The organism is Rhodanobacter sp. MP1X3 (assembly GCF_014207165.1).
GTDB lineage: Bacteria > Pseudomonadota > Gammaproteobacteria > Xanthomonadales > Rhodanobacteraceae > Rhodanobacter.
On sequence record NZ_JACHCO010000004.1, the window covers coordinates 374151 to 386427 of the forward strand.

Below are 12277 nucleotides of genomic sequence, written 5' to 3' on the forward strand. Positions count from 1 at the left end.
GGGTGTTGTTGATGATCACGCGTCGGTCGTCTGACGTTCCAGCGTACCGGCAGAATGCCCCTGCTCGCCTAGATATTCCAGCCAGCGCGACAGAAAGCTGTTCATCCGCAGGCGATGCTGGAACACCGTATTCGCTGCCGGAAAGGGGCCGAGCACCTGCCAAAGGTGTCGACCCGGATGGCAATGCAGCGCTTCCGCCACGTGGGCATCGGTATACATGCGCAGCTGCGCCGACGGTGAGCGTTGCCCGGTGTGCGCATCGACAAAGTCATAAGTGAGTTCGAGCTCCATCGTATACGGATGGACTTCCTGCAGATGCAGATGCACATCGAGATGGTCATCCACATTGGAGACGTAATGGCCCGGACTCAGATCCTGCGGCGCGAACAGCCGCGCCAGCCGATGATAATTTTCCGCATACAGCCCCATCAGGAACTCGAAGCGCCCGGGCAGCAAATTGGGTCGATGGGGGGGCGTAGCGATCATCGGTAGCAAAAACTCCTGGCGGGCCGGCACTCAGAACATAGTCCGCTCGATACCAAAGCGGGAGAAAATCTTGCTGGAAATTTCTTCAATCGACGTGTGGGTGGTGTTGAGGCTGGAGATGCCGGCGTGACGCATCAGCCTGTCGGCCTGCTCCAGCTCCCAGCGACACTGCTTCAGCGTCGCGTATTGACTGCCGGCACGGCGCTGTTCACGGATCTGCGCCAGTCGCTGCGGATCGATCGTCAGACCGAATAGCTTGTTCTTATGGGGAACCAGCCGTTTCGGCAGTTCAAGTTTGTCGAGGTCATCATCGGTCAACGGATAGTTGGCGGCGCTGACACCATAATGCAAGGCCATATACAGACAAGTGGGCGTTTTGCCCGAACGCGATACGCCAACCAGGATCAGGTCCGCCTTGCCGTAATCGACATCCAGGCCGTCATCGTGGGTGAGCGCGTAGTTGGTCGCATTGATCCGCGCTTCGTACTTCGCGAAATCCACGATACCGTGAGATCGGTTGACTGCGCCCGAACGCTTGGCGCCCAACTCATCTTCCAGCGGACCGATGAACGGTGCAAAGACATCCAGCATCAGCGCACCGCTGTCAGCGACGATATCGCACAGCGCACGCTCGGCCATGGTGTTGACCACGATCGGACGTTCGCCGGTCTGCGCATAGTGGGTCTTGATGCGCAAGGCGGCGGCTTCCGCTTTCTTGGTGTCGTCGATGAACGCCAGACGATGCTTGTCGAACTGCACGCCCTCGAATTGCGCCAGGATGCTGTTGCCGATGGTCTCCGCCGTAATACCAGTGGAGTCGGAGATGAAGAAAACCGTTCGCTGCATACCGTCGCCTGATCACTTCGATGGACTTGTTCGCACCATAACGCAAGCGTCAAACGCTGTCGCCGATTGACTGCCACCTGACTGGTATGCAGTTGGAGTGGCGACGTTTCGCAATGGTCTTCTTGTGCTGTGCATCATCGACAGCGGACAATACCAGTCCTTTGCAGACCGCTTCGACACTGCATCCCGCACCAATCCCACTTTTTACCGCGCTCTTGAGGAGATACCCTTGAACGATCTGGTGCTATGGCTTGACCAACTGCGTATGACCGACCTCGGCAAGGTCGGCGGCAAGAACGCGTCGCTCGGCGAAATGATCGGCAATCTCGCCAAGCTGGGCGTCTCGGTACCCGGCGGCTTCGCCACCACGGCCGATGCCTTTCAGCAGTATCTGGAAAAAAGCGGTCTGGCCAAGCGCATCCAGGAACGCCTTGCTGATCTTGACGTGGATCATGTCGACACACTCGTTGCTGCCGGCAAGGAGATTCGCGGCTGGATCGTCGATACCGCCCTGCCCGCCGAACTCGAGCAGGCGATTCGCGACGCCTACATCAAGTTGTGCAAGGACGCTGGTGCCGAAGATATCGCCGTCGCGGTGCGTTCGTCCGCCACGGCCGAAGATTTGCCGGATGCTTCGTTCGCCGGCCAGCAGGAAACTTTTCTCAATGTGGTCGGCATCGATGACGTGCTGCACAAGGTGAAAGAAGTTTTTGCCTCGCTCTATAACGATCGCGCGATCTCCTATCGCGTACACCAGGGCTTCAAGCACGATGACGTATTCCTCTCTGCCGGCGTGCAGCTGATGGTGCGCTCGGACGTGGGCGCCTCGGGCGTGCTATTCACACTGGACACCGAGTCTGGCTTTCGCGACGTCGTGTTCATCACCGGCTCGTACGGTCTTGGCGAAATGGTCGTGCAGGGTGCGGTGAATCCCGATGAGTTCTACGTATTCAAGCCGACCTTGAATGCGGGCAAGCCCGCCGTGCTCCGCCGCAACCTCGGTGCCAAACAGCTACGCATGGTGTATTCCAGCACCGCCGGCGAGCGTGTCCGTACCGAAGACACGCCAGCGGAGCTGCGTAACAAGTTCTGCATCAATGACGACGACGTGCAGGAGCTCGCCCGCCAGTCGCTGATCATCGAAAAGCACTACGCCCGACCGATGGATATCGAGTGGGCGAAAGACGGCAATACCGGCAAGCTGTACATCGTGCAGGCCCGCCCCGAGACGGTGAAGTCGCGCGCACACGCCACCCAGCTTGAGCGTTTCCACCTCGGCGAACGCGGCAAGGTCCTCGCCGAGGGCCGCTCGATCGGTCAGAAGATCGGCGCCGGCAAGGCGCGCGTGATCCGCACGCTGGCCGACATGAGCAAGGTGCAGCCCGGCGACGTGCTGATCGCCGACATGACCGATCCCGATTGGGAGCCGGTGATGAAGCGCGCCGCAGCAATCGTCACCAACCGTGGTGGCCGCACCTGCCACGCGGCGATCATCGCGCGCGAGCTGGGCGTACCAGCCGTAGTCGGTACCGGCAATGCACTGGACAAGATTCCCGATGGCGTCGACGTCACCGTATCGTGCGCCGAGGGCGACACCGGCACGATCTATGAAGGCATCCTGAAATTCGAGCGTGTCACCGCGGATCTGGGCGACATGCCTGAGGCGCCGCTGAAAATCATGATGAACGTGGCCAACCCGGAACGCGCGTTCGATTTCGGCATGCTGCCGAATGCAGGTATCGGCCTGGCCCGGCTGGAGATGATTATCGCCAGCCATATCGGCGTGCATCCGAAGGCGCTGCTGGAATACGCCAAGCAGGACGCCGCCACCAAGGCCAAGATCGACGAGCGCATCGCCGGCTACGCCGACCCGGAGAGCTTCTATGTCGATCGTCTGGCCGAAGGCATCGCAACGATTGCCGCATCGGTCTATCCGAAAACGGTGATCGTGCGCATGTCCGACTTCAAGTCGAACGAATATGCGAACCTGCTCGGCGGTTCGCGCTACGAACCGGATGAAGAAAATCCGATGATCGGTTTCCGAGGCGCCAGCCGCTATGTCGATCCCAGTTTTGCTGATGCTTTTGGCCTGGAGTGCAAAGCGGTCAAGCACGTACGCGAGGTGATGGGGCTGGACAATGTCTGGGTGATGATCCCCTTCGTGCGCACGCTGGGTGAAGGCGCGAAGGTCATCGAGGTCCTGAGGAAAAACGGCCTGGTACAGGGCGAGCACGATCTGAAGATCATTATGATGTGCGAAGTACCGTCCAACGCGCTGCTGGCGGATGAATTCCTCGACATTTTCGACGGCTTCTCGATCGGTTCCAATGACCTGACCCAGCTCACGCTCGGTCTCGATCGCGACTCCAGCATCGTGGCCGGCCTGTTCGACGAACGCGACCCTGCGGTCAAGAAATTGCTATCCATGGCAATCAAGACCGCTAAGGCCAAAGGCAAGTACATCGGCATTTGCGGCCAAGGGCCGTCAGATCACCCGGATCTCGCCGAATGGCTGATGGATCAAGGCATCGAGTCGGTGTCGCTGAATCCAGATACCGTCGTCGATACCTGGCTGCGACTGGCGAAAAAGAAGGCTGGCTAAGCGCAAGATTCTGCTGTAACTGAACAGACTTTTCGCTGCACTGCAGCAAGGGAGCGAGGAATACCTCGCTCCCTTGAATACCAAGGCGCAAGCGTTCACGGCGTTGTATCGGCGCCATCCCTTGCACAGCCACAAACTCCTGCCATTCCCTAATCTGGATAAGGTTTTAGCACTACCTGTTCACTGCGTTAGTGCAGTGCAGCTTGCTGCGAAACAGCTGGGGATTTAACGTTCACACACATGTTTGAATCCTGGATTTGAAGCAGATGTCTTCACTCACGCTCAACCCAGTTTCGGTCCACCTCGCTTGACTGCGACTCTTCGCAGCGGTGCCGGGGATACGCGTAAGCGCTTGCTGGAAGCGGCCGAATCGCTGTTCATCGAATGCGGTTACGAGGCTATGTCGCTGCGACAGATCACCGCGAAAGCGCATGCCAATCTCGCCGCGGTCAATTATCACTTCGGCAGTAAAGAAGCGCTGATGCAAGAACTGCTATCGCAGCGCCTGGATCGACTCAATCTGGAACGGCTGCAGTTGCTGAGCAATTGCGAGAAACAGTGGCCGGACGGGCTGGGTCCGGCGGCCGTATTCGGCATGCTGTTCATACCCGCCTTTCGGATCAGTCATGAAAGCGTGGGGGGCAAGTCGTTCATGCGCCTGCTGGGACGCGTTTACAGCGATCGATCACCGTTCATCCTCAGCTATCTGCAAGAGCATTACCGGCCAATCTTCGGTCGCTTTTTCGAAGCGTTTTCGCGCACCCTTCCCCAGCTGCCACGCAACGAACTGGGCCTGCGCCTGCACTTTGGGCTCAAGGCGCTATCGGGCATTCTTGCGGGCGAAGACATGCAGAAACTGATTGATGACCTCAGCATGGGCGAGACGATAAATGACGGCGAGTTACTCGCCCGATTGATCTCACTCATTTCGCCAATACTCACCGCGCCATTCGGCAGTCCCGAGCAGATTCGGGTGATTGAACAGGTGCTGGAACTGGACAATGCGACCGCCCTCGCCAGCAAAGAAGCTGTCGCAGAACCCACCGGTGAGCTTAATGCTGCGCCGAGTGTCCTGGAATGGCTCAAGGAAGGGAGGCTGGCCCTCTAAATAAAAACAATAGTTCGACAACGCTTGTAGCGATCCGGTTCTTAAATCGACCAAATTGCCTACTCCCCAATCGTTACAGTCCCACAACACGACTATTCACTCTGAGGCATCACCTCAGGCTGTCGTCACAGGAGAACCACCGTGAACCGTCAAACCTTGCAAGGCTTCACCCGCTTCGGCACCAAGGCAAGTCTCGCCCTTGCTGTTGTTTCCGCGCTGTCGCTGCCGCTATGCGTGCAGGCTGGCTCCTTCCAGCTTCCCACCACAAACGCCGCCGGCTGGGCCCGCGCTGGTGCAGGTGGCTCGCTCTTCCCGGATGATCCCACGGCGGCCTACAACAATCCTGCGGCAATGGCATTTTTCGATGCTCCACTGATTCAGGTCACCGGCACAGGCATTCGCCCCAGCGCTGAATTTCAGGGCCAGTTCCGCGATCAGCAGGGCAATTCAACCACCGGCAGCAATCCCAACGGCTTTGGCAAGTTCATTCCGTTCCCCGATATCGCCTGGGCCCTCCCGGTAAATGACCGCCTGACTATTGGCGGCAGTGTCACTGTTCCCTACGGACTGGCCAGCAATTACAACCCGACCTGGGAAGGTCGTTATTTCGGTACCAAAACCAGCCTGGAGTCGATCGCAGTCAGCATGTCGGCCGGCTTCAAGGTCAATGACGAATTCTCGGTCGGCGCAGGTATTGAGGGTCAGCGCACCAAGGCGCAGCTCAACACTGTGCTTGATCCATACGGTTCGGCGGCCGCCCTGTTCGGTGCACCCATCCTCGGCGCTCCGCAGAGCGGCGATGTGCAGTTGAACGTCAACGTCAAGAAGCGCTTTGCATTCGGCTATTTCGGTGGCTTCGAATGGAAGCCGACGCAGCAGGACAGCGTCGACATCAGCTACCACTCACGCGTCCAGCAGACGTTGAGCGGCACCTACAAGCTGTATGGCTCTGCCGCCAGCTTGCAACTGCTCACGCTGGCCCCTGTCGTGTTCCCGAACGCAGGCCTTCCGACATTGAACTCCGCTGGCGCATCAGCCAATGCAGTGCTAGACACACCAGCATTTGCAAGCGCCGACTGGCTGCACAAGTTCAACGATCAGTTCAGCCTTGCGGCTACTGTCGGCTGGACCGATTGGTCGAATTTCCAGAGCCTGGCATTGACCTCGCAGGGCCAAACCCTGGTCGCGCTGCCACAGAAATATAAAGACACGTGGACATACTCGATCGGCGGCGACTACAAGTTGAACGATGTGTGGACCCTGCGTGCTGGCCTCGGTTACGACGAAACCCCAACCAACATCGTCAGCCGCGATCCACGTATCCCCGACGGCGCCCGCCGCATCGTGGGCCTGGGTGTCGGCTATCAGGCAACCCAGCGTATCTCGATCGATCTCGGCTACCAGCATCAGTTCGTCAGCGACGTGCCGGTTAACCTGACCAATCCGGTTGCATTGGGTGCCGGCACAATGGTCGGCAAGTTCAAGGATCACGGCGACGTAGTCAGCCTGACCGGCACCTATGCGTTCAAGTAAGAAGCAATAAGTTGCAAAAAAGAAGGGCCGCGCAAGTGGCCCTTCTTTTTTGTTTTCCTCGCGCAGAAAGATGAACTGACACACATCATATTTTCACTGTCAGCGGGTTGAACCTCTCCTGGGCTACTGTGAGAGTGTAAGCAGATGCATGAGATCCACCGCCGCTACCATCCTCATTAAAAATGATTAATAAGTGCAAATACATACTGATCGGCCGGAATATCGAGCGTGAATGTCGTTCGATACCAGTCGGCACCAGGCTCGGATGTGGCGCGCGGAAACGTCACTAGCGGCCAGTCCCGATCAGGATATCCGGATAACGTCCAACCCATGCGTTCGCCATAGAGGTCGCCGTTGTTCAAAGAACCGCGTACCGGATCGACCAGCGTTTCGCCACCGCGCCCGCCCTGGATGCACCAGTCGATCGTCGCCGACGAACCCGACAACGTTGCCCTGGCCAGTCCGCGCGCCTCCTTGTAGGCATCGCTGAACTCTTCCTGGTTGTGCCCCATGTTGTCGACATATCAAAGTCGCTGTCCGTCAATCTTCAGCGAATAGCGGCGTAGGTAATGCTATGGGTGCGCGGCGACGCCAGCAGCGCAGAGGCAACGTGCGACGTATCAGCAGCACTCGCTGTCACGAAGGTAGACAGTCCGAACACCATCACACCCAGCAGCCATGCGCACACACGCCAACGCGCGAGCCCGACGCCGAAGGCCATCACGTGTTGAAATAAACGCATCTCGACTCCTGCTTGTTTGGCGTCGAGTCGTCACATTCGCGACTCGCAGATGCACGCAGATGCTGCGTATACAACAACCTCAACGACCGGCAGTAACGACCGGTAGATCGATATAGGTGGACTGCATTACTGAGTGATAGACGCGTTGCGTGGCCTTTCGATAGTCGCCCGGCTTAGCCAGGAAAATGTTCGGTACGAACGTTTGCGGATTGCGGTCATACAGCGGAAACCAGCTCGACTGGATCTGCACCATCAGACGATGTCCCTTCTCAAAGACATGGTTCGATGTCGGCAGAGCGAACTCATAGACCAGTGGCTGATTGGGTGTGATCGGTTGTGCGTGCGCAAGACTCTCGCGATAGCGGCCACGGAAGATATCCATCGCCACGCCAAGCTGATAGCCACCCATCGACGGCTTCTCGCGCACTTCATCCGGGTAGACATCAATCAGCTTCACGACCCAGTCGCTATCGCTGCCACTCGTTGATGCAAACAGATGCACGCTCGGCTCGCCGCTGATCTGCAGCGGCACAGTAAGCACGTCCGACACATAAGTCAGCACGTCAGTACGCGTTGCGAACTGGCGTTGATCATCCACCAGCCATTCGGGCCACGAGTCGACCTGATCAGGTATGCCATGGCTCCACGGCTGGATCGGACGAACGCGATACGGAACCGGTTTGGCCGGATCGGAAACATACTCGTCGTAGTCACCGTCGTCGGATGACGGCGCTGCGAAACCGAGGCTATCGCCACCGTGCAGATACAGCGGCGTCATCTTTGGTGCGCAACCGTTGTCGCAACCGGATGGCCACTGCCGGAGCTTTTCCCAGCGATTGGCACCGGTCACAAACGCATTCACCGGTACGATATCGGCAGCGGGCGCACCGTCCTTCAGATACTGAGCGAGAAACGGCCGCAGGATCTGCTGACGAAAATAGCCGGCGGTATCACTGCCGAGCTCGATTGCACCGATCGTCGGTGCGGTCTCGAGCTGCTTGGCGTGGCGCCATGGGCCTAGCACGAGAAAGAGTTTCTGGCGTTGTGGATCCTTCGACGCAAGCGCGCGGTAGACCGCCATGTCGCCGTAGATGTCTTCCTCGTCCCACAGGCTGTGCACAAGCATCGGCGGCACCGTAAGCGGTATCTCCGCCAGCAACTTGTCGGCCGCCTGGTCCTGCCAGAACGCGTCGTAGGCTGGATGCTCGATCAGCTTGCGCCAGAAGCCCAACTGCTCCATGCCGCGCGAACGCGCAAGTGCGTCGGCAGAACCGGCATGCAGATAAAGATCGTAGTCATCGCGAAAGCCAGACCACCAGCCGTACTGGCTGGAACGATCCGCGACCTGACCGTAGATGTAGGGAATCATCTGCTCGCGGAACGCGCCGTTGTGAAACCAGTCGTCACCCATCCAGCCATCGACCATCGGGTTGATCGGCACAGCCACCTTCAACGCCGGATGCGGATGCACCGTCGCCATCAGCGCTTCGAAACCGTCGTAGGAAATACCGATGATGCCGACCTTGCCATTGCTTTCCGGAACGTGCTTCACCAACCAATCAACGGTGTCGTAGATGTCTGTGGCATCATCCACCGGTGTCTTGTTCTGCGGGCCGCGCAGTGGACGATTCATGACGAAGTCGCCCTGCGAGCCGTACTTGCCGCGAACGTCCTGCACGATGCGGATATAGCCATCCTCGACGATGATGTCGGCAGGATTGTCGTAACCATTGATCACCGAACCCAGGTGTGGGCTGTCGGCGCGATGCGTCATGCCGTCGGCGCCGTAGGGGGTGCGTGTGAGCAGCATGCCGGCATGCTTGGCACCTAGCGGTATCAGGATGACGGTATGCAGTTGCACACCGTCACGCATCGGGATCATTACCTCGCGCCGCGCGTAATCGAAGCCGTCGTTGACTGGCGCGAATTGTGCAGGCGTCTCACTGGGCAGCTGCGCATAGGTCTGATCGCCGCTCCATGCCGCACCGCTTACCACGACGGCAAGCAGACAGAGCAGGAGCACGCTGTATCGAATGGAATGGAACATGCTGGACTCTCTCCGCAGCGGATAAAACACAAACACCATTGCAACCGGGCCGCATAGGCCCGGTTGCAAGCTCTACGCCACGATCAGTAGTCGCACGTGACATCCGAACGTAACGCGGCGTTGCGTAGCTGTCGACACGATCGTAAGAGTTGATGATCGCCGTACTCGCACCCAACCGTGCCGCCGCGGCAAGCCGTTGAGCAAGCTTGTTGGCCGCGCGGGTGCAGTTGAGGCCACCAGGCGGATGTTCGAAATATAGTTGCGTTGTGCGTCGTTGTGACCCACCTGCGGCTGCCGGGTGAGATAGATACCCGTGCTGTCGGCATTAATCAGTCCCGATCGCTCACCGATCAACACCACAACGATGGCCACGTGCAACGTGGCATCGATTTGATCGCCCAATACCACCCGCACCTCGCGCGCAACGACCACCGTGCTGACGCAACTCATGACGGGCATCTCCGCTGTTGGCCGCGGTCACGCATAGATCACCTGCCCGACCACGCGCGCGATTGCCTTCATCCCTTTGACCTTCTGCGCGCGCTTGTCCGTCACCAGCACATCGACGTCCTTCAGCGCGCAGTAGCCAACCCGGCTGCGCACGCCGATCTTGGAGTAGTCGGCAGCAATCACGGTGCAACGTGCATTGGCACTCATGGCACGAGCCACTTCGGATTCATCGAGCACGAAGCTGCTGGCGCCGAACGCAGTATCCACACCCACAGGCGACAGAATCGCCAGATGCGCCTGGTAGCGGCTGATCTCGGCGACCGTGGCAGCGCCGTAGGTTGAGCCCAGCTCACCTTGGAAGCGCCCACCAAGCAACTGCACATGGTTGCTGTTGCTGTTGCCTTGAGTGCCGGCGATGCGCGTGGCAACGTCAACCGAATTGGTGATCACCGTCAAGCCACTGAGTCCGGCGAGTACTTCGGCTACCAGCGACATCGTGCTGCCGGCGTCAAGGAAGATGGTCTGACCGCTCTCGACCAGCGAACCGATGCACTTGGCAATCGAGCGCTTTTCCTTCACCCGCGTCGTTGCGCGCACACCGATCGGCGGTCCGCCGCCTGCCAGCACCGCGCCACCGTGGACGCGCAGAATCTCACCTTTCGCTTCGAGCTCAAGCAGGTCGCGGCGAATGGTCTCGCGCGAGACACCTAGATCGCTGGTGATACGCTCGACCGATACCTGGCCGAAGGTCTTGAGCAAACCCCGTATGCGCTGGTAGCGCTCCTCATGCCACATAGTGCCGCCTCCGGTGCTGTAGATACATGCCAAGACGCGTCGCGAACAGGTGGCACCACAACAGCGCGGTCGTGACCACAACAACAATCCAGGTGGAATACGCAGTCGCCTGCGACACGAAACCGTTCTGATCCAGTTGCATCATCGACACCGATGCCAGGCCGAGATCAGGCCTGACCAGAAACATCACCGCCGACAGTCGGCAGGTTCTGCGTCTGCAATGCCTCGGTATTGACGCACAACGTGACGACATAACCGGTGGTGGCGAATCATGTACCGTTGGCCGCGCGATAGCGCGGCGGCAACCTGGCAATATTGGGCGAAGTGACAGACGCGAGGTTGGTATCGATGCGCGGGTCGAGCATGTTCGTCAGCGCCTAGCCCAAGAAGACATTGTTGCGAGGTGCCGCAGACTCGGCGATCAGTCGCGCTGCAAGGTCGCCGGTGGAGAGCCGCAGACATGCACCTGGATGTCGGGCAGCCGCCAGACAGATAGAAATCTTGTCGTTTTCCAGCGCCGAATAGACCGTGATCGAACCCGCCTGCGCATAGCCGCACGCAAGCACCGATACGGCGAGCGCGAGGACAATTCTGGTGGCGATGCGCATAACACAACTACCCCGTGAAACGTGTGGCGTTTATTCATGAGCGCTCGTGACTCCACATGCGTTACGGAGGGCACCCGCTCACCGTCGTTCCCAGCATGAGCGAAGAATGTGTCATTTTATGTACATTTGCAAATTTGTGGCATTCAACTATTCAAACGATCGCTGCCCTGTCATGATCGGAACATGGGCGAGGATGCAACCCTTGCTCTTTTCTTTCCACGTAAAAAGGAAAGCCGATGATCCTGCTGGCGCCGCCGTCTATTGAGGATTTCGGTGTTTTCGCCGCAGGTGTCGCCGATCGTGCACGCGCCCTGTCGCTGCCATGTTTTCGCGGCGATCTGCACGTCAACCTCAAGCACGATCATAGTCCGGTGACCGCAGTGGATCGCAACGTCGAGGCGATGGTGCGCGACTGCATCCACGATGCTTATCCCGAACACGGCATCCTCGGCGAGGAGCATGGCGAAAGTCACACTGAAGCCGAATACGTCTGGTCGATTGATCCGATCGACGGCACCCGCAGCTTCATCACCGGCTGGCCTCTGTGGGGCACTCTGCTGGCACTGCTGCACCGTGGCGTCCCGCTACTGGGCGTGATCGACATGCCGGTGCTCGACGAACGCTGGATCGGCATCGTTGGCAGCGGTACGACGCTCAATGGCAAGCCCTGCCGCAGTCGACAGAACACTCAGCTGGCGAACGCGACGATTTATGCGACATCGCCGGATGTGTTTTCGCCGCCCGAGCTCGAAATCTTCGAGCTCGTCTGCCGCGCCGCGAAAAGCCGGCGCTTTGGTGGCGACTGCTACAGCTATGCTCTGCTCGCCTCCGGCCATATCGACGCGGTGATCGAGGCGGATCTGAAGCCCTACGATTATCTGGCGCTGGCGCCAGTGATCGAATCGGCTGGCGGCATGATCACCGACTGGGAAGGCAAGTCGCTAGGCATGCACAGTGGTGGTCAGGTGGTTGCCGCAGCGTCACCGACACTGCATCGCGAAATTATCGCGTTGACACAAGATCGTTAACGATGCCCGTTAGCATTTCAATCTGTGGCCGA

13 protein-coding genes are annotated in these 12277 nt (G+C 58.9%); 4 read left to right on the plus strand and 9 right to left on the minus strand.

Annotated features, from left to right (window positions below):
* Positions 1-15 precede the first annotated feature (15 nt).
* Entirely contained in the window at positions 16-486 is a 471-nt protein-coding gene (locus tag HDE79_RS13160; RefSeq protein ID WP_184602422.1) for a DUF1249 domain-containing protein, read from the minus strand.
* 30 nt (positions 487-516) lie between these two features.
* A complete protein-coding gene (locus tag HDE79_RS13165) occupies positions 517-1332 on the minus strand; it encodes a pyruvate, water dikinase regulatory protein (RefSeq protein ID WP_184602423.1) in 816 nt (271 codons plus the stop codon).
* Between the two features lie 229 nt (positions 1333-1561).
* Here HDE79_RS13165 and ppsA point away from each other — a divergent pair, with 229 nt between their 5' ends.
* The 3 genes from ppsA to HDE79_RS13180 all read left to right on the plus strand — a co-directional run bounded on the left by ppsA (position 1562) and on the right by HDE79_RS13180 (position 6575).
* Positions 1562-3934 carry a phosphoenolpyruvate synthase gene (gene ppsA / locus HDE79_RS13170; RefSeq protein WP_184602424.1) on the plus strand — a complete coding sequence of 791 codons (2373 nt, stop codon included), beginning with the start codon at positions 1562-1564 and terminating at the stop codon, positions 3932-3934.
* A gap of 307 nt (positions 3935-4241) precedes the next feature.
* On the plus strand, positions 4242-5042 hold the full coding sequence (locus HDE79_RS13175; protein ID WP_184602425.1) for a TetR/AcrR family transcriptional regulator: 801 nt from the start codon (positions 4242-4244) through the stop codon (positions 5040-5042).
* Between the two features lie 141 nt (positions 5043-5183).
* On the plus strand, positions 5184-6575 hold the full coding sequence (locus HDE79_RS13180) for an outer membrane protein transport protein (protein WP_184602426.1): 1392 nt from the start codon (positions 5184-5186) through the stop codon (positions 6573-6575).
* A 176-nt stretch (positions 6576-6751) separates the two neighbouring features.
* Here HDE79_RS13180 and HDE79_RS13185 read toward each other — a convergent pair whose 3' ends face one another.
* The 7 genes from HDE79_RS13185 to HDE79_RS13215 all read right to left on the minus strand — a co-directional run bounded on the left by HDE79_RS13185 (position 6752) and on the right by HDE79_RS13215 (position 11217).
* The gene (locus tag HDE79_RS13185) at positions 6752-7087 is read right to left on the minus strand and encodes a beta galactosidase jelly roll domain-containing protein (RefSeq protein ID WP_184602427.1); all 336 of its coding nucleotides are present in this window, start codon (positions 7085-7087) and stop codon (positions 6752-6754) included.
* A 35-nt stretch (positions 7088-7122) separates the two neighbouring features.
* Complete coding sequence (locus HDE79_RS13190; protein WP_184602428.1) at positions 7123-7317, minus strand: hypothetical protein; 195 nt, start codon at positions 7315-7317, stop codon at positions 7123-7125.
* A gap of 79 nt (positions 7318-7396) precedes the next feature.
* Positions 7397-9364, minus strand: coding sequence for a CocE/NonD family hydrolase (locus HDE79_RS13195; RefSeq protein ID WP_184602429.1), 1968 nt, complete (start codon positions 9362-9364; stop codon positions 7397-7399).
* Positions 9365-9436: 72 nt separating this feature from the next.
* Positions 9437-9814, minus strand: a complete 378-nt coding sequence (locus HDE79_RS13200; protein WP_221440148.1) for an ethanolamine ammonia-lyase light chain EutC — start codon at positions 9812-9814, stop codon at positions 9437-9439.
* 27 nt (positions 9815-9841) lie between these two features.
* The gene (locus HDE79_RS13205) at positions 9842-10609 is read right to left on the minus strand and encodes a DeoR/GlpR family DNA-binding transcription regulator (protein WP_184602431.1); all 768 of its coding nucleotides are present in this window, start codon (positions 10607-10609) and stop codon (positions 9842-9844) included.
* A complete protein-coding gene (locus tag HDE79_RS13210; protein WP_184602432.1) occupies positions 10599-10796 on the minus strand; it encodes a hypothetical protein in 198 nt (65 codons plus the stop codon). The genes HDE79_RS13205 and HDE79_RS13210 overlap by 11 nt, the downstream gene beginning before the upstream one ends.
* Before the next feature lie 190 nt (positions 10797-10986).
* Positions 10987-11217: a hypothetical protein gene (locus tag HDE79_RS13215; protein WP_184602433.1), complete on the minus strand. Its 231-nt coding sequence runs from the start codon at positions 11215-11217 to the stop codon at positions 10987-10989.
* A gap of 236 nt (positions 11218-11453) precedes the next feature.
* On the opposite strand from HDE79_RS13215, the gene hisN reads away from it, so the two are divergent.
* Positions 11454-12245 carry a histidinol-phosphatase gene (gene hisN, locus HDE79_RS13220; RefSeq protein WP_184602434.1) on the plus strand — a complete coding sequence of 264 codons (792 nt, stop codon included), beginning with the start codon at positions 11454-11456 and terminating at the stop codon, positions 12243-12245.
* Positions 12246-12277: the final 32 nt, after the last annotated feature.